Raw genomic sequence first — 20716 nt, 5'->3', positions numbered from 1 at the left:
CGGGGGGGGGGGAGAGGATTCCTCGCCGCCCGCCGGTGTACACGTATACTTGATCCTTGTGCGATCGGCGAACGATCGCAGCGAAAGGCTTCTACGACTGTGCAGATCCTCGAGTTCGTCCTGCAGGTGCTTCTCGGCATCACGAGTCTCCTGCTGACCCTCCTCATCCTGCTCCACAAGGGGCGCGGTGGCGGCCTGTCCGACATGTTCGGCGGCGGCATGACCTCCGCCATGGGCTCCTCGGGCCTCGCCGAGCGCAACCTCAACCGATTCACGGTGGTCCTCGCCCTGGTGTGGTTCGCATCGATCGTGGCGCTCGGCCTGATCACGAAGTTCCAGGCCATCTGATGGCCACCGGAGGCAACGCGATCCGCGGCACCCGCGTCGGTGCCGGACCGATGGGCGAGCAGGACCACGGCTTCCACGCCGACCGCATCGCCATCTCGTACTGGGACGCCCTGGGCAACGAGACGGTGCGCTACTTCGCAGCGGGCATCCCCGAGGAGGAGATCCCCGAGACGATCGACTCGCCCCACTCGGGTCTGCCGGCCGGGCGCGACAAGGAGAACCCTCCCGCCGTCGCGAAGACCGAGCCGTACAAGACCCACCTCGCGTACGTGAAGGAGCGCCGCACCGAAGAGGAAGCCGAGACGCTCCTCGACGACGCCCTGAAGCAGCTCCGCGAGCGCCGCGGGCAGGGCTGACGCGACGCATACAGCACAGAAGAGAAGAGCGGATGCCGAGGCATCCGCTCTTCTCTTCTGTCCGCGTGCAGCAGCCGGGGTCAATACTCGCGGTCGATGAGCTCCGGCGGCACCTGCGCGGCGGCCGCCTGGTCGACGAAGAACGTCGTGCGCTTGCGGCCCTTGGCGCCGGCGGCGGGAACGCTCGCGTAGCTGGCTCCGGCCAGCGCGAGGCCCAGCGCGGCCGCCTTGTCGGCGCCCGACAGTACGAGCCACACGCGCTTCGAGCTGTTGATGACGGGACGGGTCATCGTGATCCGCTCCGGCGGGGGCTTGGGGGAGTCGCGCACCGCGACCACCGAGCGATCCGTGATCTGGATCTCGGCGCGGTCGGGGAAGAGCGACGCGATGTGCCCGTCCGGCCCGACACCGAGGAAGCACACGTCGAACGAGGGCCATGCGCCTTCGGCCCCGGGGAAGCGGGCGAGCTCGTCGGCGTACGCGGCGGCGGCGGCATCCAGATCCACGCCGTCATCGCTGCCGAGCGTGGCATGGATGTTCTCGGCCGGGATGTCGAAGCCGTCGAGGAACGCCTCACGCGCCTGGCGGTCGTTGCGGTCGGAGTGACCGAGGGGGACGAACCGCTCGTCGCTCCACCAGAAGTGGACGCGCGACCAGTCGATGCGGGCCGCGCGCGGACTGCGTCCTGCAGCGGCGAGCACTGCCGCACCCATCGATCCGCCCGTGAGCGAGATGTGGGCGAGCTTGCCCTCGTCGACCCGTTTGGCGACGCGGCTCAGGAAGCGCGGAGCGACGGAATCGACGAGCGCAGCGGGATCGGGACTGATGATGACGCGTTTCTCGGCCCAGCCTTCAGGCATTCGTCTTCGTCCTGTCCGTCACCCGTGCACTGTCCATCAGGCCTGCGTCCCCTTCGTCGCCGGAGGGTCGAGCAGCTCCCAGCCCTCGGTGATGACTCGACCATACAGGACGTCCGGGTCGAGGCGACGGAGCTCCTCTGCCAGGCACTCGCGCAGCGTCCGGCGCGGGAACGCCAGGTCGTGCGTGGGCTGTCCGGGCTGGGTGAGGATCGCCACACCGGGCGTCGGGCGCTCCAGGAGCACCTCACCGCTGGGACGCACCAGCGCCACGGACTTGATGCCGTGCGGCCACTCCTCGGCGTCGAGATACGCCCAGTCGACGGGCACGTCGAGCGTGAGGCGCAGCCACGCCGCGAGGAGCGCAGTGGAGGGCGAATCCGACGCACCGCGCACCCGCACGCCGACCACGGGCTCGTACGGCGGCTGGTCGAGGATGGCGGCCAGCTGCTCGCGCCAGCGCGTCAGACGCGTCCACGCGAGGTCGGTGTCGCCGGGCGCGTACTGCTCGCCCAGGCCCGCGACCCATGCCGACGGGTCGGACTTGGTCGCGGCATCCGTGATCCGGCGCTGGGCGATGCGACCGATCGAGGTCTTCGAGATGTTGTCGGGCGTGCGGTTGGGCCACCACACCACGACGGGAGCGTCGGGCAGCAGCAGGCCCGTCACGAGGCTCTCGAGGTTCGAGTGACCGGCGTCGCCGAATGCCCGCAGGGTGACGACCTCGCTCGCACCGGCGTCGCCGCCCACGCGGATCTGCGCGTCCAGGCGCGGTTCGGCGTCGTAGCCGTCGGGGATCAGCAGCACGATGACGCGCATCGGGTGCTCGCGCGACGCGTCGTTGGCGGCTTCGATGACCTCTTCGACCGCGGCCTCACGCGTGAGGATGACGAGGGTCAGCACGCGGCCGAGCGCGACCGCGCCGCCCTCCTCGCGCACGTTGACGAGCGCACGCGAGATCTTGCTGACAGTGGTGTCGGGAAGATCGACGATCACGGGCGCCTCCAGGTCCGTCCGTCACGGGCGAGCATCTCGTCCGCGGAGTCCGGGCCCCACGACCCGGGTGAGTACTGTTCGAGCGGACCGCCCTGGGCATCCCAGAACTGCTCGATCGGGTCGAGGATCTTCCACGACAGCTCGACCTCTTCGTGCCGCGGGAACAGCGGCGGGTCGCCGAGCAGCACGTCGAGGATGAGACGCTCGTAGGCCTCGGGGCTCGCCTCGGTGAAGGCATGGCCGTAGCCGAAGTCCATCGTGACGTCGCGCACCTGGGCACCGGCACCCGGGACCTTCGAGCCGAACCGGATCGTGACGCCCTCGTCGGGCTGCACACGGATCACCAGGGCGTTCTGGCCCTGACCCGACGTCTGGCTGCGCGAGAACAGCAGCTCGGGGGCGCGCTTGAAGACCACGGCGATCTCGGTGACGCGGCGGCCGAGACGCTTGCCGGTGCGGAGGTAGAACGGCACGCCTGCCCAGCGACGGGTATTCACCTCGAGGGTCACGGCGGCGTACGTCTCGGTCGTCGAGTGAGGGTTCATGCCGTCCTCCTCGAGGAAGCCGAGAACCTTCTCACCGCCCTGCCAGCCGCCCGCGTACTGGCCGCGCGCGGTCGAGCGGGCGAGGTCCTCCGGCAGGGTGACGGCGGCGAGCACCTTCTCCTTCTCGGCGCGGAGGTCCTTCGCGTCGAACGAGATGGGCTCCTCCATGGCGGTCAGCGCCATCAGCTGCAGCAGGTGGTTCTGGATCACGTCGCGTGCCGCGCCGACACCGTCGTAGTAGCCCGCGCGGCCGCCCACGCCGATGTCTTCCGCCATGGTGATCTGCACGTGGTCGACGTAGTTGCGGTTCCAGATCGGCTCGTACAGCTCATTGGCGAAGCGGAGGGCCAGGATGTTCTGGACCGTCTCCTTGCCGAGGTAGTGGTCGATGCGGAAGATCGAGTCCGTCGGGAACGCCGAGCGCAGCACGTCGTTCAGCGCGCGCGCCGACTCCTGGTCGTGCCCGAACGGCTTCTCGATGACGACACGGCGCCAGCGGTCGGGCTGGTCGGCGGTGTCGTCCACGAGACCCGACGACTTCAGCTGCTCCGCCACCAGCGGGAACGCCTTCGGCGGGATCGACAGGTAGAACGCGTGGTTCCCCATCGTGCCGCGATCGGTGTCCAGCCGGTCGACGGTGTCCTTCAGGCGACGGAACGCGTCCGGGTCGTCGAACTCGCCCGACACGAAGCGGATGCCCTGCAGCAGCTGCTGCCAGGTCTCGTCGCGGAACTCGGTGCGCGCGTACTGGCGCACCGCGTCGTACACGACCTGGGCGAAGTCCTGGTCGGCCCAGTCGCGCCGCGCGAAGCCGACGAGCGCGAAGCCCGGAGGCAGCAGACCGCGGTTGGCGAGGTCGTAGACGGCGGGCATGAGCTTCTTGCGGGAGAGGTCTCCCGTGACGCCGAAGATGACGAGCGCGCTCGGACCGGCGATGCGGTTGAGGCGACGGTCTTCGGGGTCGCGCAACGGGTTGTGCCCGCGCGAGATCTCGACGGTCATGTGGGGCTCGAACTCCTACTGGGCCGCTTCGAAGAGCGAGAGCACTTCGATCTGGGGATCGGTGAGGGTCAGGGTCACGACGGGTCGGCCGTGGCCATCGGCGAGAACGGCCGCGTCTCCCGCGGCCTGCGCCTGGATGAGCTGGCCGAACGTGAACGGCCGGCCCGGGATCTCGAGGTCGACGTCGGTCTGCTCGAGGATCTGGAGGAACACGCCGTTCGCGGGGCCGCCCTTGTGGTACTGCCCGGTCGAATGCAGGAACCGCGGTCCCCAGCCGAACGTGGTGGGACGCCCGGAGTCTGCGGCGACGAGTTCGCGCAGGCCCGCGAGCTGCGACAGCTCGAGCCGGTTGACGTACGCCTGGATCGCGACGTAGCCGTCCTCCGGCAGCCGTGCCCACAGTGCGTCGAGGACCCCGGCGACGGTTCCGGATGCCGCGAGGGCGGGGTCGGAGACCCGCACCTCGACGCCCTCCACGGCGAACGCCGGAGCCGTCGGCTCGGGTCGTGCGTCGAGGAGGCCGCGCGCGGCCACCTTTGCGGACTCGACATCGGGCTGGTCGAAGGGATTGATGCCCAGCATCCGTCCCGCGATCGCCGTCGCGTACTCCCAGACGACGAACTGCGCGCCCAGCGAGCCGCTCACGAGCAGCTCGCCCTCGTGGTGCTCGAAGAGGTGGAACTGCTTGGCCTCGTCGACGAGGCGCACGATCTGCAGGTCGGCCGGCTTCGCGTCGACCTCGGGGGAGACCGGGAGCAGGACGACGGGCAGGATGCCGGTGCCTTCCTTGCCGGTCGACTCGGCGACGAGCTGCTCGATCCAGTCCGGCAGGCCCACGATGTGCGTGCCGTCGGTGACGAGGCCGAGCTTGTCCCTGCGAGACGCTGCGCCGTCGACCTGCTGGCCGCCCGCGATCGCCGCGGCCAGCACGAGCGCCGGATTCTCGGGGCTGTCGATCGACACCTCGAGCAGCGTCGCCTCCGCCTCGTCGAGGAGCTCGGAGATGTCGACGCCGGCGAGACCGGCCGGCACCAGCCCGAACGCGGTCAGGGCCGAGTAGCGGCCGCCGACGGTCGGGTCGGCGTTGAAGACCGTGTACCCGTCCGCGCGCGCCTCCTGGTCCAGCGGCGAGCCGGGGTCGGTCACGACGACGATGCGTTCGGCGGGGTCGATCCCCAGGTCGCGGAACGCCGCCTCGAACGCCCGCTTGGCGGAGTCGGTCTCGACGGTGGACCCGGACTTCGACGACACGACGAGCGCCGTGCGCGTGAGGTCGCCGGCCTGCGCGTCGCCGTCGATCGCCGCGAGCACCTGGCCGGGGGCCGTGGAGTCGAGGATCACGAGCGGAACGCCCGAGGTCTGGGCGATCACCTCGGGGGCGAGCGACGAGCCGCCCATTCCGGCGAGCACGATGCGCGTGATGTTGCGCGAGCGCAGCCGCTCGCGGAGAGCCAGGATCTCGGCGACCAGGGGGCGCGAGACGCTGACGGCCTCGACCCAGCCCAGGCGTCGCGACGCCTCGTCCTCGGCCGCGGGGCCCCACAGGGACGCGTCGCCGCCGGTGATGCCGGATGCCACGAGGCTCGACACGAGCCCGGGCAGTGTGGCCTCGACGACGGACTTGACGTGTCCGCTGAGGTGGATGTCGAAGCTCATCGGGTGGCCTGGAGCGCGTCCTCGAGCGCCGTCTTGACGGTGCCCTGCAGGTCGTGCCAGGAGGCGATGAACTTGTCGACCCCTTCGTCTTCGAGCACCTGGGTGACGTCGGCGAAGTCCACGCCGACGGCGGCGAGACGATCGAAGACCTCGTGCGCAGCGGCGTAGGTGCCCGTGACGGCGTCACCGGCGATCTGGCCGTGGTCGAAGGTCGCCTCGAGCGTCTTCTCGGGCATCGTGTTGACGGTGCCGGGGGCGACGAGCTCGGTGACGTAGAGGGTGTCGGGCAGGGACGGGTCCTTGACGCCGGTCGACGCCCACAGCGGCCGCTGGAGGTGCGCGCCGGCATCCGTCAGCGCCTTCGCGCGGTCGGTGGCGAACGCCTGCTCGAACAGCTCGTACGCGAGCCGGGCGTTCGCGACGCCGGCGAGCGACTTGAGCGCCGTGGCCTCATCGGTGCCGATGGCGACGAGCCGCTTGTCGACCTCGGTGTCCACGCGCGAGACGAAGAACGAGGCGACCGAGTGGATCTTCGAGATGTCGTGGCCGTTCGCCTGCGCCTGCTCGAGCCCCGCCAGGTAGGCGTCGATGACCTCGGAGTAGCGCTCCAGGCTGAAGATCAGCGTGACGTTGACCGAGATGCCTTCGGCCAGCACGGCGGTGATGGCGGGAAGACCGGCCTTCGTCGCAGGGATCTTGATGTGCACGTTGGGGCGGTCGACCGTGGCCCACAGCTCCTTGGCCTGGGCGATCGTCGCCTCGGTGTCGTGGGCGAGGTCGGGGGAGACCTCGATCGACACGCGGCCGTCGACGCCGTCCGTCGAGTCGTAGACCGGGCGGAAGATGTCGGCCGCGTCGCGCACGTCGTCGGTCGTCGCGGCGAAGATCGCGTCGTCGACCGATGCGCCGGCCGCCGCGAGCTCCGAGATCTGCGTGGCGTACGAGTGCCCGCCGCCGCCGATCGCGCCCTGGAAGATCGTCGGGTTCGTCGTGACGCCGCTGACGTTGCGCGTCGAGATGAGCTCGGTCAGATTGCCCGACGTGATGCGCTCGCGCGACAGGTCGTCGAGCCAGATGCTCACGCCCTCGGCGACCAGCTTCTCAGTGGGGGTGCTCATGCTGCCTTCTCCTCGTGCTTAAACGTCGCTCGCGGCCGCGAGAGTCTCGCGGGCGGCCTCGACGACGGCGTCGGCGGTGATGCCGAACTTCTGGAACAGGGTCTTGTAGTCGGCCGACGCACCGAAGTGGTCGATCGCGACGGAACGGCCGGCGTCGCCGACGATGCCGCGCCAGGTGAGCGCCGAGCCGGCCTCGACCGACACCCGCGCCTTCACTGCGGCGGGCAGGACCTTCTCGCGGTAGGCGGCATCCTGCTCGTCGAACCACTCGAGCGACGGCGCCGACACCACGCGGGCGTTCACGCCCTCGGCGGCGAGGGTCTCGCGGGCGGAGACGGCGAGCTGCACCTCGGAGCCGGTCGCGATGAGGATCACGTCGGGCGTGCCGCCCGGCGCTTCGGCGAGGATGTAGGCGCCCTTGGCGACGCCGTCCGTCGACGCGAAGACGTCGCCGTCGGCCTCGCCCTCGCCCCGCTCGAACACCGGGATGTTCTGGCGCGTCAGCGCGATGCCGATGGGGCCGCCCTGGCGACGGACGATCTCGAACCACGCGGCCGAGGTCTCGTTGGCGTCCGCGGGACGCACCACGGTGAAGTTCGGGATGGCGCGCAGTGTCGCGAGCTGCTCGACCGGCTGGTGGGTGGGCCCGTCCTCGCCGAGCGCGACGGAGTCGTGCGTCCAGACGAAGATCGACGGGATGTCCATCAGCGCGGCCAACCGCACCGAGGGGCGCATGTAGTCGCTGAAGATCAGGAACGTGCCGCCGAACGGGCGCGTCGGGCCGTGCAGCTTGATGCCGTTGACGATGGCGCCCATCGCGTGCTCGCGGATGCCGAAGTGCAGCACGCGGCCGTACGGGTCGCCGGACCACTCGTGCGTCGACCACTCGGCCGGGATGAAGGACTTCGCGTCCTTGATCGTCGTGAGGTTCGACTCGGCGAGGTCGGCCGAGCCGCCCCACAGCTCCGGCAGCTCGGCGGCGAGGGCGTTGATCACGATGCCCGACGCGGCGCGCGTGGAGACGTCCTTGCCCGCTTCGAACGAGGGGAGGGCTGCTGCCACGTCTGCGGGCAGCTCTCCGGCCTCGAGGCGGTCGAACAGCGCCTTGCGCTCGGGGTTCGCCGCCGCCCACGCGTCGAACGACTCCTGCCAGGCCGCGCGCTCCTCATGGGCGCGGTCCTTCAGGGAGCGCGTGTGCGCGAGGACGTCCTCGGCGAGGACGAAGGACTGCTCGGGGTCGAAGCCGAGCACCTTCTTCGTCGCGGCGAGCTCGTCGCCGCCCAGCGCGGAGCCGTGGATCTTGCCGGTGTTCTGCTTGCCGGGCGACGGCCAGCCGATGATCGTGCGGAGGATGATGAGCGACGGTTTGGCCGTCTCGCCCTGCGCCGCCTCGATCGCGGCGAACAGCTCGGCGACATCCTCGACGTACTCGCCCGACTTCTTCCAGTCGACGACCTGCACCTGCCAGCCATAGGCCTCGTAGCGCTTCGCGACGTTCTCGGTGAAGGCGACGTTCGTGTCGTCCTCGATCGAGATCTGGTTCGAGTCGTAGATGGCGATGAGGTTGCCGAGGGCCTGGTGGCCGGCGAGCGACGAGGCCTCTGAGGTGATGCCCTCCTGCAGGTCGCCGTCGCCGGCGATCACGTAGATGTGGTGGTCGAAGGGCGACGTGCCGGCGGCGGCGTCCGGATCGAACAGGCCGCGCTCGTAGCGGGCGGCGTACGCGAAGCCGACGGCCGACGCGAGGCCCTGGCCAAGAGGGCCGGTCGTGATCTCGACGCCCTTGGTGTGCCCGTACTCGGGGTGTCCCGGCGTGAGGGAGCCCCACGTGCGCAGCGCCTTCAGGTCGTCGAGCTCCAGCCCGAACCCGCCCAGGTAGAGCTGCACGTACTGCGTGAGCGAGGAGTGCCCGGCCGACAGGATGAACCGGTCGCGGCCGACCCAGTGGGTGTCGGCGGGGTCATGACGCAGCACGCGCTGGTAGAGCAGGTACGCCGCCGGCGCCAGGCTCATCGCCGTGCCGGGGTGGCCGTTGCCGACCTTCTCCACGGCATCCGCAGCCAGGACGCGAGCAGTGTCCACCGCGCGCCGATCGATCTCATCCCAACGCAGTTCCGACACCGGGCCGCCTTTCTCGAGGAGGTGCGCCCAGAATGTGGCCGGCTCGCGGCCCTTGTCCGGATGGATAAGGGGGAATCGGCGACGGGCGCGCGTGTTTCTCAGCATAGCGAAGGGGTAGACCGCCGAGGCGATGCGAGACGTGTATGTGACGCAGTCTTGCGAAGGCCGGTGCGCCGTCCATGACATCCCGGTGTCGCGGGCGTCACGTTCTGCTCACCTGCGGCCGGGCGGCGTTGTGATCCGCCGGCGCCGGGGGAGGCGGTCCCGGGCGCGGGGTGCGACACGCCGATGCCCTAGACTTGGGGCGAATCTGCAGGCGGCGATTGCGGGGGTCATGGACAGCACGAAGACGGCCGGGGCTGCGGCGGAGTCCGCACGCGCGGGCGTGGGGACGATCGACACACCCCGCCGGCCTCGGCAGAGCTTCGGCCGCACCGTCCGCGCCTATGTCGCGCTGATGAAGCCGCGCGTGCTCGAGCTGCTGCTGGTCACGACGGTCCCGGTGATGATCCTCGCGGAGGGCGGCTTCCCGGACGTCTGGCTGGTCGTCGCGACCGTCGTCGGCGGCACGGCGAGCGCCGGCTCGGCGGCGGCATTCAACATGTACCTCGATCGCGACATCGACGCTCACATGCAGCGCACGGTGAACCGGCCGCTGGTCACGGGCGAGGTCTCGCCCCGCGGTGCGCTGATCTTCGCCTGGTCGCTCGCGGTGTTCTCGACGGTGTGGCTGTGGCTCATGACGAACTGGCTGGCGGCGACGCTGTCGGCCGCGGCCATCTTCTTCTACGTCGTGATCTACACGATGATCCTCAAGCGCCGTACGGAGCAGAACATCGTGTGGGGCGGCATCGCCGGCTGCTTCCCGGTGGTCATCGGCTGGACGGCCGTCACCGGCTCGCTGGCGTGGCCGCCGGTGATCCTGTTCGCGCTGGTGTTCCTGTGGACGCCGCCGCACTACTGGCCGCTGTCGATGAAGTACAAGGACCAGTACGAGGGCGTCCAGGTGCCGATGCTCGGCGCCACGCGCGGCGGCTCGCAGGTCGGCCTGCAGGTCATCCTGTACGCGTGGGCCACCGTGGTGTGCTCGCTGCTGCTGATCCCCGTCGCCGGGATGGGCCTGGTCTACACGGTGTCGGCGCTCGTCTTCGGCGGCTGGTTCATCTACGAGTCGCACGTGCTCTACAACCGCGCGGTGCGCGGCACCGAGCCGCGCCCGATGCGCGTGTTCCACGCGTCGATCACGTACCTCACCCTGCTCTTCGTCGCGATCGCCGTCGATCCGCTGCTGCCGTTCTGATTCGCCGGCCCTGTCGATTCCGGCGGGGGCTCGTTCGTCGGATGAATGAGGGGCACAATGCCTCTCGACGACGAAAGAGGACGGCATGGCGCAGTATCTGATCCTGATCTACGGCGACGAGGCGCAGTGGGACGCCCGCAGCGACGACGAGATGCGGGCGGTCGACGCCGGTCACGCCGCGTTCCGCGAACGCGGAGGCTCGGCGATCATCGCGTCGGGTGAGCTTGAGTCAAGCCGTACGGCGACCACTCTGCGCGCCGGTGGGGAGCGGCCGCTCGTGACGGACGGCCCCTTCCTCGAGACAAAGGAGGTCCTCGGCGGGTTCTACCTCGTCGACGTGACCGACCTCGACGCGGCGCTCGGACTGGCCGGGCTGCTGCATGAGGCCTCCGAGGACCACGGCGGCGTGCAGGTCCAGCCGCTGGTCGATCACTCCTGAGCGATGGTCCCCACGTCCCCTCCGCCCGGCGCCGGTGCGCTGAGCGGAGCCTCCGGCAGCGAGGCTCCCGTCGGGTCCTGGACGGTTCCGGACGTCCAGGTCGGCGCCGCCCTCGCCGACGCCCACCGTGCCGAGTGGGCGGCGGTCGTCGCGGCGACCGCGCGGCTTACCGGCGACCTGGACCTCGCCGAGGAGTGCGCCCAGGAGGCGTTCGCGCGGGCGGTCGATCTCTGGCCGACGCGCGGCATCCCGGATCGTCCGGGCGCGTGGCTGACGACGGTCGCCGCCAACCGCGCGAGGGACGTCTTGCGGCGGGAGGCGGCGCTGCGGCGCCGGTTTCCGCTGCTCGTCCGTGAGGAGGTGACGGACGACGGCGGGTCGTGGCACTCGGACGATCGGCTGCGGCTGATCTTCACCTGCTGCCACCCCGCCCTGGCACGCGAGGCGCAGGTGGCCCTCACCCTGCGCCTGGTGTGCGGCGTGTCGACCGCCGACATCGCAGCGGCCTTCCTCGTCGGCGAGTCCGCGATGGCGGCGCGCGTCACGCGCGCGAAGCGCAAGATCGCCACGGCACGAATCCCGTTCCGGGTGCCCGACGCGTGGGAGCTCTCCGAGCGCGTCGGGGTGGTGTGCGATGTGCTCTACCTCGTGTTCACCGTCGGGCACGCGCCGCCCTCGGGCGACGCCGTCGTCCGGACGGACCTGGTGGAGGAGGCCATCGCGCTCACCCGCATGCTGCGCGGACTGCTGCCCGCAGATCGCTCGGTGGCGGGGCTGCTCGCGCTCATGCTGCTCATCGACGCCCGACGCGACACGCGCGACGAGCTGCTCGCCGACCAGGACCGCTCGCGGTGGGACCGGGCGCTCATCGACGAGGGACTCGCCCTGCTCGCGACGGCTTCGGCCGGAGCAGTCGACCGCTATGCGATCTCTGCCGCCATCGCCGCCGTGCACGCGCAGGCGCCGACGTGGGCGGACACCGACTGGACGCGGATCGCCGGCCTCTACTGGCTGCTCGCTCAGGCGTGGCAGAGCCCCGTGGTCGCTCTCAACGGCGCTGTCGCGATCGGCATGCGCGACGGGCCCGCGGCGGGGCTGGCGGCCGTCGACGCCGTCGCCGCCGATCCTGCGCTCGTGCGGTACCCGTACCTCCCGGCGGCGCGAGCCGCGTTCCTCATGGAGCTCGGCCGCTGGGCCGAGGCGGCCGACGCCTATGCCGAAGCCGCGCGGCTCACCGGGAGCGAAGCGGAGCGGCAGCGGCTGCGGGAGCAGACCGCGCGGGCGCGGTCGCGGGCCTGACGGCCGCCGTGCACCCCGATACGACGAAGCCGCAGGAAGTACGAGACTCCCTGCGGCTTTCGGCGTGGTGTCAGCGGGAGGCGACGGGTGCGTCGACCTCGGCGGCGGCGGCCGGCTCAGCGGCCTCGGTGCTCTCGGGGGCGGCGTCGATGCTCTCCGCCTCGGAGTCCCAGTCGATGGGCTCGACGACCTCGACCGGCGCGTGCGGGCGCAGGGTCGAGATGGCGGCGATGCCGAGCGCGAGGAGGATGCCGACGATGCCGGCGCCGATGAGGATCCCGCCGAGCTGGGCGACGGACTGGCCGACATAGACGTCGACACCGGTCGCGGTGCCGTCGGTCAGGGTCGTCGTCATCGAGGCGATCTTGTCGGTGGTGATGAACCAGCCGCCGGCGACGGTCGCCAGCGAGACGACGACGAGGCCCCAGAACGGGATGCTGCGGATGAGACGGGGACGGGTGGACATGTGTCGATCACTCCTCGGGATGCGCGACCCGTGGTGGCCGCGGCATCCCACCCTCGCAAAGGAGTCCGTGCGACGCCAATCGGGTTGCTATGGATCAGCTGTGGACGGCCGCGCGTGCCGGCGCCTTGAGATGCATGACGACGGCCGTCATCGCGGCGACCAGCCCGACTGCGAGCACCATGTGGATGTTGACGAGGACGATCGGCAGCCCGGTGCGCGCCTGCCAGAGTCCGACGACGATCTGCACGAGCTCGATTCCGAGCAGGAGCAGCGTCCACAGGCGCAGGCGCAGCGCCGGGGGAGTGCGCCACGAGCCGGCCACCAGCACGAGGGTGAGCGCGAACGTGATGTAGCCCGGCCACGCGTGGATGTGCTGCATCAGCTCCGGGTTGAGCCCGTTGCGCGCGGCGCCGCCGTCGCCGGCGTGCGGGCCGGAGCCGGTCACGAGGATGCCCACCACGATCGTGAGGAGCACGAACGCCGTCGTGACGTGGGTCACCGCCGCGTACCAGCGGGGGACGGCGAGCACGCGCGGACCCGGCTCGGCGTACACGCGCACCACGAGCACCGCCGACAGCGCCACCAGCAGCACCGAGGCGAAGTAGTGCAGGCCCACGACGTAGGGATTGAGGTTCGTCAGGACCGTGATACCGCCGATGACCGCCTGCACCGGCACATAGAGGCCGATCAGCAGCGAGAGCCAGAACAGGTCACGGCGCTCGCGGCGCATGCGGACGACGAAGAGGAACATGATGATCGCGACGGCGACCAGCACGAAGGTCAGCAGGCGGTTGCCGAACTCGATGAAGCCGTGCACCCCCGAGACCTCGGGGACCGGGACGAATGAGTCCTCGTTGCACCGCGGCCACGTGTCGCAGCCGAGCCCGGAGCCGGTGAGGCGGACGAGGCCCCCGGTGGCGACGATGCCGATCTGCACCGCCAGCGTCGCCCACGCGGCCGCGATCACGCGGCGGTCGACGCGATCCGGGAGCCACAGCCAGAAGCGCTGCCGGATTCCCGGGGCCGTCGTGGTGGACTCTTGCGCGGACATGCTGGTCGTCGCCTCCTGGCAGAGGCTCCTGGAACCGCGCGTGACGTACGGGGCGCGTCCGCGTCGGGGTGGAACCTGTAGAATCAAGGGGTCGGTTGCGGTGCAGTTCCCAGCGCCGCGCACCACTGACAGTCTAGGCGCGAAGATCGGCGCCGCTTGAGAGGGCCCGAGAAGCGGCATCCCCCCTCCGGTATCTCCACCGGAGAACACGGATGCCGGGGCGGATCACACCGCTAGGACCCGGAGGAGAACGTGACGATGTCTGATGTGCTGATCGATCGCCCGGAGCTGGACAGCCTGGGTGTCTACGAGTTCGGGTGGCATGATGCCGACGCCGCGGGAGCCGTGGCGAAACGAGGCATCGACGAGTCCGTGGTGCGTGGCATCTCGGCGCTCAAGAACGAACCCGAATGGATGCTGAAGACCCGGCTGAAGGGCTATCAGCTGTTCGGCCGCAAGCCGATGCCGACCTGGGGCGCCGACCTCAGCGAGATCGACTTCGACAACATCAAGTACTTCGTGCGCTCCACCGAGAAGCAGGCGGGGTCGTGGGAAGAGCTCCCCGAGGACATCCGCAACACGTACGAGAAGCTCGGCATCCCCGAGGCGGAGCGCCAGCGCCTGGTCGCGGGCGTCGCGGCACAGTACGAGTCCGAGGTCGTGTACCACCAGATCCGCGAGGACCTCGAGGCCCAGGGCGTCATCTTCATGGACACCGACACCGCGCTGCGCGAGCACCCCGAGTTCTTCGAGGAGTACTTCGGCACGGTCATCCCGGCCGGCGACAACAAGTTCGCGGCGCTCAACACCGCGGTGTGGTCGGGCGGCTCGTTCGTCTACGTGCCGCCGGGAGTGCACGTCGAGATCCCGCTGCAGGCGTACTTCCGCATCAACACCGAGAACATGGGACAGTTCGAGCGGACGCTCATCATCGCCGACGAGGGCTCGTACGTGCACTACATCGAGGGCTGCACGGCCCCGATCTACAAGAGCGACTCGCTGCACTCGGCCGTCGTCGAGATCATCGTGAAGAAGAACGCCCGTGTGCGCTACACGACGATCCAGAACTGGTCGAACAACGTCTACAACCTCGTCACCAAGCGCGCCGTGGCGCACGAGGGAGCGACGATGGAGTGGATCGACGGCAACATCGGCTCCAAGGTCACGATGAAGTACCCGTCGATCTTCCTGATGGGCGAGCACGCCAAGGGCGAGACGCTGTCGGTCGCGTTCGCCGGTCCGGGTCAGCACCAGGACGCCGGCGCGAAGATGATCCACATGGCGCCGTACACGCAGTCGTCGATCGTGTCCAAGTCGATCGCCCGCGGCGGCGGCCGGGCCGGCTACCGCGGCGAGGTCCGCGTGGACGCGAACGCGCACCACTCGGCCAACACGGTGCGCTGCGACGCGCTGCTGGTCGACACGATCTCGCGCTCCGACACGTACCCGGCCATCGACATCCGCGTCGACGACGTGCAGCTCGGCCACGAGGCGACGGTCTCGAAGGTCAGCGAGGAGCAGCTCTTCTACCTCATGAGCCGCGGGATGCCGGAGGACGAGGCCATGGCGATGATCGTGCGCGGCTTCATCGAGCCGATCGCCCGCGAGCTGCCCATGGAGTACGCGCTCGAACTCAACAAGCTCATCGAGATGGGCATGGAAGGATCCGTCGGCTAGATGAGCCCCACCACTGAGGCCCCCACCATTCCCGGCGCGAAGGGCCACACCGATGGCGCCGGCGCGTTCGTGCCGGTTCAGACTCGCTCCGAGCGTCCCTGGTCCTTCGACCCCGCCGACTTCGAGGTGCCCACCGGCCGCGAGGTCAACTGGAAGCACACGCCGACCGCCAAGGTCCAGCCGCTGTTCGTCGACGAGGCCGGACCCCACGGCGTCATCGAGGTCGACGTCGACGCCCCGGCAGGACTCGTGCAGGAGCGCCTGACCATCGGCACGGCGCCCCGCGGCGAGGTGTTCCGCCCCGAGGATCTGCCGAGCGCGATCGCCTGGAAACAGGAGACCGAGGCGCCGCTGCTGCGCATACCTGCCGGCGCCGAGTACACCGAGCCGATCGTGGTGTCGCTGACCGGCACCGGCGGTCTGGCGCACGCGCACGTCGTCGTCGAGGCGCAGGCGAACTCGCACGCCACCGTCGTGTTCCGGCACACCGGCACCGCCCAGCACGCGCAGAACGTCGAGATCATCGTGCGGGAGGGCGCACACCTGGAGCTCGTGACCGTGCAGCGGTGGGACGACGACGCCGTGCACGTGGCCTCCCACCAGGCGCGCGTCGAGCGCGACGCGACCCTCCGCCACGTCGTCGTCAGCTTCGGCGGCGGCGTCGTGCGCGTCAACCCGACGGTGGAGCTCGCCGGCACCGGCTCGCGTGCCGAGCTGTACGGCCTCAGCTACTCCGACTCGGGGCAGCACCTCGAGAGCCAGGTGTACCTGCACCACAAGGGTGCCGAGACCTCCGGCGACGTGCTCTACAAGAGCGCGCTGCAGGGCGCGGCGGCGCGCACGGTGTGGATCGGCGACGTCCTCATCGGGGCGGATGCCGTGGGCACCGACTCGTACGAGGCCAACCGCAACCTCGTCCTGACCGAAGGCGCGCGCGCCGAGTCGATCCCCAACCTGGAGATCGAGACCGGTGACATCCGCGGCGCCGGTCACGCGAGCGCCACCGGGCGATTCGACGACGAGCAGCTGTTCTACCTGCAGGCGCGCGGCATCGCCGAGGAGGAGGCGCGACGGCTCGTCGTGCTCGGCTTCCTTGCCGAGATCGTGCAGAAGATCGGTGTCGCAGACCTCGAGGCGGAGCTGTTCGCCGTGATCGAGGAAGAACTCGCCAAGGAGGCCGGCCGATGACCGCGCAGCGCGTGTGCGCCCTCAGCGACCTCGTCCCGGACGAAGCCCGCCGTGTCGAGGTGGACGGCGTCGCGATCGCCCTCGTGATGGACTCCAGCGGCGAGGTGCACGCCATCGGCGATGTCTGCACCCACGGCGACATCTCGCTGGCCGAGGGCTTCGTCGACGGCGAGTCGCTCGAGTGCTGGGCCCACGGCTCGGCGTTCTCGCTGCGCACCGGCAAGCCCCTCAATCTCCCCGCGTACGAGCCGGTCCCCGTGTTCGCGGTCACCGTCGACGGCGACGACGTGCTCGTCGACGCCACCGTCACGCTCGAAGTGAACTGAAGAAGGTACTGAAGAATGTCTGTTCTCGAGATCCGCGACCTCCATGTGACGGTCGAGACGGATGCCGGCACCACGCCGATCCTCAACGGTCTGTCGCTCACGATCCGCACGGGTGAGACCCACGCGATCATGGGCCCCAACGGCTCGGGCAAGTCGACGCTCGCCTACACGATCGCCGGTCACCCCAAGTACACCGTCACGAGCGGCTCGATCACGCTCGACGGCGAGGACGTCCTCGCGATGTCGGTGGACGAGCGGGCGCGTGCGGGCCTCTTCCTGGCGATGCAGTACCCGGTCGAGATCCCGGGCGTGACCGTCACGAACTTCCTCCGCACCGCGAAGACCGCGATCGACGGCGAGGCGCCCTCGATCCGCACGTGGACGAAGGACGTCAAGGCGTCGATGAAGAACCTGCGCATGGACCCCAAGTTCGCGCAGCGAAACGTCAACGAGGGTTTCTCGGGCGGCGAGAAGAAGCGCCACGAGATCCTCCAGCTCGAGCTCCTGCGTCCGCAGATCGCCGTGCTCGACGAGACCGACTCCGGTCTCGACGTCGACGCGCTGAAGATCGTGTCGGAGGGCGTCAACCGCGCCAAGGCGGACAACGACCTCGGTGTGCTGCTCATCACGCACTACACCCGCATCCTGCGCTACATCCACCCCGACTTCGTGCACGTGATGGTGCAGGGGCGCATCGTCGAGGAGGGCGGCCCCGAGCTGGCCGACCGCCTCGAGGACGAGGGCTACGACCGCTACCTGCCCGCGGGCGAAGAGGAGCCCGCCGAGGCTCCCGTCGCCAGCGAAGCGTAGGATCGACGTATGACGGCGACCCTCACCCCCGAGAAGTACGACGAGGTGACCGAGGCTCTCAAGGACGTCATGGACCCGGAGCTCGGGATCAATGTCGTCGACCTCGGCCTCATCTACGACCTCGCGTGGGACGACGAGAACGACGCCCTGGTCATCCACATGACCCTCACGTCGGCCGGCTGTCCGCTCACCGACGTGCTCGAGGAGCAGACCGCACAGGCGCTCGACGAGATCGTCGAGCGGTTCCGCATCAACTGGGTGTGGATGCCGCCGTGGGGTCCCGAGCGCATCACCGACGACGGGCGCGACATGATGCGCGCGCTCGGCTTCGCGATCTGAGGCCCGGCCGTTTCGCACGGTGACACGCGGCGTCGCCATGTCGCCGTCGCTCGATAGGGTCGAATGGTGAGCGTCACCCCCCTGAAAGCACTGCCCCTCGACGAGCTGCGCCAGCGCACGAGCACGAAGTGGCGGAAGTACGGGGAGGACGTGCTGCCGTTCTTCGTGGCCGAGACCGACTACGCGCTGGCACCCGAGATCACGCGGGTCCTGACGCGCGCGGTGCAGCTCGGCGACACCGGATACACCCCTCCCGACCCCGGCGTCCGCGAGGCCTTCGCCGGCTTCGCCGAGCGCCGCTGGGGGTGGAGCGTCGACCCGGCCGACGTGTTCTGGACGGGCGACGTGATGATGGGCGTCGTCGAGATCCTGCGCAAGGTCATCGAACCCGGTGACCGTGTCGTGGTCATGCCTCCCGTGTACCCGCCGTTCTACGACACCGTCGAGGAGGCAGGCGGCGTGGTCGAGCGCGTGCCGCTCGCGGCGAGCGACGCCGGCTGGGAGATCGACCTGCTCGGTGTGGAGGCGGCGCTCGCGGGCGGCGCACGCGCCGTGCTGCTGTGCAACCCGCACAATCCCACGGGGAGCGTGCACACGCCCGAGAGCCTGGCCGCGCTGGCGGATGTCGCCGAAGGGTTCGGCGCGACGGTGGTCAGCGACGAGATCCACGGACCGCTGACGTACGAGCCCACGGCGTTCACGCCGTTCCTGGCAGCCTCGGAGTCGGCCCGGCGGGTCGGCTATGCGGTGACCAGCGCGAGCAAGACCTTCAACCTCGCCGGCCTGAAGTGCGCGGTGATGGTCGCGGGCGGCGACGCCCAGCGCGCGGCGCTGCGCTCGCTGCCGTGGGAGGTCGAGTGGCGCACCGGCCTCTTCGGTGCGCTCTCGAACGTCGCGGCGTATTCGCCCGAGAGCGACGAGTGGCTGGAAAGCCTGCTGGCCACGCTCGACGCCAACCGACTGCTCCTGGCGGAGCTCCTCGCCGAGCACCTGCCGCAGGCGCGCTACCTGCCGCCCGACGCCGGCTTCCTGGCGTGGGTCGACCTGTCGGCGTACGGCTGGGGCGACAACCCCGCCGTGAAGGTGCTGCGCGACGCGAAGGTGGCGCTGCACCACGGACCCTTGTTCGGCGTCGAGGGCACGGGGCACGTCCGCATCAACTTCGGCTGCGCGCCCGAGCTGCTCCGCGAGGCGGTGGAGCGCATCGGCGCGCTGGCGCGATCGTGACGACGGCATCCGAGCCCGCGACGAGCATCTGGCGGGGCCGGTTCGTCTGGGTGACGGTCGGTGCCGTCGCCCTGATCTTCCTGGCGGCGATCCAGTCGCTCGCGGTGACCACGGTGATGCCGGTGGTGAGCGCCGACCTCGACGGTGAGCGCCTCTACGCCGTGGCGTTCGCGGGAACGCTCGCCACGAGCGTCATCGGCATGGTCGCCGTCGGCGCGTGGTGCGACCGAGGCGGGGTTCTCGCGCCGCTGAGCACGGCCGTCGGACTGTTCGTCATCGGGCTGCTCATCTCGGGACTCGCCCTCACGATGCCGGCCCTCGTCGCCGGGCGCCTGGTGCAGGGCCTCGGCACCGGCGGACAGACGGTGGCCCTGTACGTTGTGGTCGCCCGCGTCTATCCGGGTGCGATGCACGGCCGCGTCTTCGCCGCGTTCTCCGCGGCGTGGGTCGTGCCGTCGCTGATCGGGCCGTTCCTGGCAGGAGCTGTGACGGAGTTCCTGCACTGGCGGTGGGTCTTCCTCGGCGTGGCCGCGCTCACGGTGGTCGCCTTCGCGCTGGTGGTGGCGCGCCTCCACGGACTCCCGCTCCACACCGATGAGCCGGCGACCTCGCGCATCGCGCCGCGGCTGGCCTGTGCCGTGGCCCTCGCCGTCGGTGCCCTCGGCCTCAGCCTCGCAGGCGAACTCGGAACGTGGGCGTGGGCGGCGGTGGCGGCATCCGTCGTCGTCATCGCGCTCGCATCGCGGCCGCTTCTTCCGCGCGGCACGCTGCTCGCCGCGCGCGGCCTGCCCAGCGTGGTGCTGATGCGCGGACTGATCGCGGGCGCGCTGTTCGGCGCAGAGATCTACGTGCCGTACCTGCTGATCGATGAGTACGGCTTCTCGCCGACCTGGGCGGGGCTCGGCCTCACCGCGGCCGCGGTGGCGTGGGCGACCGCGGCCGACGTGCAGGGCCGCTTCGGCGACCGGATCGGCAACACGCGCATCACGCTGATCGGCACCGCGCTGCTCGTTGGAGCGCTCGTCTTCGCGGGGGCGACGGCTCTGTTCGGACTGCACCCCGCGGTGCTGATCGCGGGGTGGGGGCTCGCGGGCGGCGGAATGGGCCTCATGTACCCGCGTCTGACCGTGCTGACGCTGGCGTACTCGACGGCGCAGAACCAGGGGTTCAACTCATCGGCGCTGTCGATCTCGGACGCCGTCGGCTCGGCGTCGTCGATCGCCGTGATGGGGCTCGTCTTCACCGCGCTGGTGGGGACGGATGCCGGATTCCCGGCCGTGTTCGCCATCGCCGTGGTGCTCGCCCTGAGCGCTCTGGTGCCGGGGCTGCGGCTCGGCCACGCGCACGAAGTCTCACGGCCGCGTTAACCGATGCGCGGCGCGGAGGGGTTTCGACTCGCTTCGCTCGCTCAACCTTGAGTCGAGCCGCATCAACGCTCGCTGGCGCTCGCATTGATCCGGTGCGGAGAGGTTTCGACTCGCTTCGCTCGCTCAACCTTGAGTCGAGCCGCATCAACGCTCGCTGGCGCTCGCATTGATCCGGTGCGGAGAGGTTTCGACTCGCTTCGCTCGCTCAACCTTGAGTCGAGCCGCATC

General features: G+C 70.1%; 20 protein-coding genes. 12 read left to right on the top strand and 8 right to left on the bottom strand.

What is annotated here, in order from left to right:
- Nucleotides 1–99: 99 nt before the first annotated feature.
- Nucleotides 100–348 carry a preprotein translocase subunit SecG gene (gene secG / locus ACI3KX_RS19395; RefSeq protein WP_308867435.1) on the top strand — a complete coding sequence of 83 codons (249 nt, stop codon included), beginning with the start codon at nucleotides 100–102 and terminating at the stop codon, nucleotides 346–348.
- Entirely contained in the window at nucleotides 348–704 is a 357-nt protein-coding gene (locus ACI3KX_RS19390) for an RNA polymerase-binding protein RbpA (RefSeq protein ID WP_349427681.1), read from the top strand. Before secG ends, ACI3KX_RS19390 begins: the two co-directional genes overlap by 1 nt.
- An 80-nt stretch (nucleotides 705–784) precedes the next feature.
- On the opposite strand, the gene pgl is transcribed toward ACI3KX_RS19390, so the two are convergent.
- The 6 genes from pgl to tkt are packed head-to-tail and all read right to left on the bottom strand — an operon-like array spanning nucleotide 785 to nucleotide 8999.
- The gene (gene pgl, locus ACI3KX_RS19385) at nucleotides 785–1564 is read right to left on the bottom strand and encodes a 6-phosphogluconolactonase (protein ID WP_363357500.1); all 780 of its coding nucleotides are present in this window, start codon (nucleotides 1562–1564) and stop codon (nucleotides 785–787) included.
- A gap of 36 nt (nucleotides 1565–1600) precedes the next feature.
- On the bottom strand, nucleotides 1601–2557 hold the full coding sequence (locus tag ACI3KX_RS19380; RefSeq protein WP_363357499.1) for a glucose-6-phosphate dehydrogenase assembly protein OpcA: 957 nt from the start codon (nucleotides 2555–2557) through the stop codon (nucleotides 1601–1603).
- On the bottom strand, nucleotides 2554–4104 hold the full coding sequence (gene zwf / locus ACI3KX_RS19375) for a glucose-6-phosphate dehydrogenase (RefSeq protein ID WP_349427678.1): 1551 nt from the start codon (nucleotides 4102–4104) through the stop codon (nucleotides 2554–2556). Before zwf ends, ACI3KX_RS19380 begins: the two co-directional genes overlap by 4 nt.
- Nucleotides 4105–4119: 15 nt before the next feature.
- Entirely contained in the window at nucleotides 4120–5760 is a 1641-nt protein-coding gene (locus ACI3KX_RS19370) for a glucose-6-phosphate isomerase (protein ID WP_404910757.1), read from the bottom strand.
- On the bottom strand, nucleotides 5757–6878 hold the full coding sequence (gene tal, locus ACI3KX_RS19365; protein ID WP_363357497.1) for a transaldolase: 1122 nt from the start codon (nucleotides 6876–6878) through the stop codon (nucleotides 5757–5759). The genes ACI3KX_RS19370 and tal overlap by 4 nt, the downstream gene beginning before the upstream one ends.
- 18 nt (nucleotides 6879–6896) lie before the next feature.
- Nucleotides 6897–8999, bottom strand: coding sequence for a transketolase (gene tkt / locus ACI3KX_RS19360; protein WP_404910756.1), 2103 nt, complete (start codon nucleotides 8997–8999; stop codon nucleotides 6897–6899).
- A 334-nt stretch (nucleotides 9000–9333) separates the two neighbouring features.
- On the opposite strand from tkt, the gene ACI3KX_RS19355 reads away from it, so the two are divergent.
- The 3 genes from ACI3KX_RS19355 (at nucleotide 9334) to ACI3KX_RS19345 (ending at nucleotide 12037) form a co-directional block, all read left to right on the top strand.
- Complete coding sequence (locus ACI3KX_RS19355) at nucleotides 9334–10299, top strand: heme o synthase (protein WP_404910755.1); 966 nt, start codon at nucleotides 9334–9336, stop codon at nucleotides 10297–10299.
- A gap of 85 nt (nucleotides 10300–10384) precedes the next feature.
- The gene (locus tag ACI3KX_RS19350) at nucleotides 10385–10738 is read left to right on the top strand and encodes a YciI family protein (protein WP_404910754.1); all 354 of its coding nucleotides are present in this window, start codon (nucleotides 10385–10387) and stop codon (nucleotides 10736–10738) included.
- A gap of 3 nt (nucleotides 10739–10741) precedes the next feature.
- Nucleotides 10742–12037: an RNA polymerase sigma factor gene (locus ACI3KX_RS19345; RefSeq protein ID WP_404910753.1), complete on the top strand. Its 1296-nt coding sequence runs from the start codon at nucleotides 10742–10744 to the stop codon at nucleotides 12035–12037.
- A gap of 70 nt (nucleotides 12038–12107) precedes the next feature.
- Here the strand turns inward: ACI3KX_RS19345 and ACI3KX_RS19340 are convergent, their stop codons facing one another.
- Together ACI3KX_RS19340 and ACI3KX_RS19335 are read right to left on the bottom strand one after the other, a co-directional pair.
- A complete protein-coding gene (locus ACI3KX_RS19340) occupies nucleotides 12108–12503 on the bottom strand; it encodes a dinucleotide-utilizing enzyme (protein ID WP_363357492.1) in 396 nt (131 codons plus the stop codon).
- 94 nt (nucleotides 12504–12597) lie between these two features.
- Entirely contained in the window at nucleotides 12598–13554 is a 957-nt protein-coding gene (locus ACI3KX_RS19335; protein ID WP_363357491.1) for a COX15/CtaA family protein, read from the bottom strand.
- A gap of 258 nt (nucleotides 13555–13812) precedes the next feature.
- Here ACI3KX_RS19335 and sufB point away from each other — a divergent pair, with 258 nt between their 5' ends.
- From sufB to ACI3KX_RS19300, 7 genes are all read left to right on the top strand, one after another.
- Nucleotides 13813–15231: a Fe-S cluster assembly protein SufB gene (gene sufB / locus ACI3KX_RS19330; protein ID WP_308867416.1), complete on the top strand. Its 1419-nt coding sequence runs from the start codon at nucleotides 13813–13815 to the stop codon at nucleotides 15229–15231.
- The gene (gene sufD, locus ACI3KX_RS19325) at nucleotides 15232–16419 is read left to right on the top strand and encodes a Fe-S cluster assembly protein SufD (protein WP_404910752.1); all 1188 of its coding nucleotides are present in this window, start codon (nucleotides 15232–15234) and stop codon (nucleotides 16417–16419) included.
- Entirely contained in the window at nucleotides 16416–16745 is a 330-nt protein-coding gene (locus ACI3KX_RS19320) for a non-heme iron oxygenase ferredoxin subunit (protein WP_349427670.1), read from the top strand. Before sufD ends, ACI3KX_RS19320 begins: the two co-directional genes overlap by 4 nt.
- Before the next feature lie 15 nt (nucleotides 16746–16760).
- Nucleotides 16761–17555, top strand: a complete 795-nt coding sequence (sufC, locus tag ACI3KX_RS19315) for a Fe-S cluster assembly ATPase SufC (RefSeq protein WP_308867413.1) — start codon at nucleotides 16761–16763, stop codon at nucleotides 17553–17555.
- Between the two features lie 9 nt (nucleotides 17556–17564).
- Complete coding sequence (locus ACI3KX_RS19310; RefSeq protein ID WP_349427669.1) at nucleotides 17565–17894, top strand: metal-sulfur cluster assembly factor; 330 nt, start codon at nucleotides 17565–17567, stop codon at nucleotides 17892–17894.
- A 63-nt stretch (nucleotides 17895–17957) separates the two neighbouring features.
- The gene (locus ACI3KX_RS19305) at nucleotides 17958–19121 is read left to right on the top strand and encodes a MalY/PatB family protein (protein ID WP_404910751.1); all 1164 of its coding nucleotides are present in this window, start codon (nucleotides 17958–17960) and stop codon (nucleotides 19119–19121) included.
- Entirely contained in the window at nucleotides 19118–20488 is a 1371-nt protein-coding gene (locus ACI3KX_RS19300; protein ID WP_404910750.1) for an MFS transporter, read from the top strand. The genes ACI3KX_RS19305 and ACI3KX_RS19300 overlap by 4 nt, the downstream gene beginning before the upstream one ends.
- Nucleotides 20489–20716 lie beyond the last annotated feature (228 nt).

It is taken from the genome of Microbacterium sp. ZW CA_36, assembly GCF_044987475.1.
Classification (GTDB): domain Bacteria; phylum Actinomycetota; class Actinomycetes; order Actinomycetales; family Microbacteriaceae; genus Microbacterium.
The sequence above is the reverse complement of the archived record's forward strand: the minus strand, read 5'-3'. Positions and strand labels throughout refer to the sequence as shown.